This is a genomic window from Robertmurraya mesotrionivorans, from assembly GCF_050971805.1.
In the GTDB taxonomy this organism is placed as follows: domain Bacteria; phylum Bacillota; class Bacilli; order Bacillales; family Cytobacillaceae; genus Robertmurraya_A.
The window spans coordinates 3,668-3,876 of record NZ_JBPCCH010000016.1 but is presented as its reverse complement, the minus strand read 5'-3'; the positions used below and the strand labels follow the sequence as shown (position 1 = coordinate 3,876).

The window sequence follows — 209 nt, the reverse complement described above, 5'->3', positions numbered from 1 at the left end:
ATAATAATGGAAAATCCATTTCCTTTATCAGCCGATTCGCATAAATATGACCAGCGATATGGTGGATTCCTACAAGAGGAATTCCGTGAGCAAAGCTCAGTGCCTTAGCTGCGTTTACCCCTATTAATAAAGCACCTACTAACCCTGGTCCCTCCGTTACAGCAATCGCATCAATATCTGTAAACTGTAATTCAGCCACTCTCATTGCT

The 209-nt window shown here is 42.1% G+C and carries 1 pseudogene; it reads right to left on the bottom strand.

Annotated elements, in window-relative coordinates:
• Nucleotides 1-209 (bottom strand): annotated as a pseudogene (locus ACRX5O_RS19185) (tRNA (adenosine(37)-N6)-threonylcarbamoyltransferase complex transferase subunit TsaD); the annotation flags it as partial.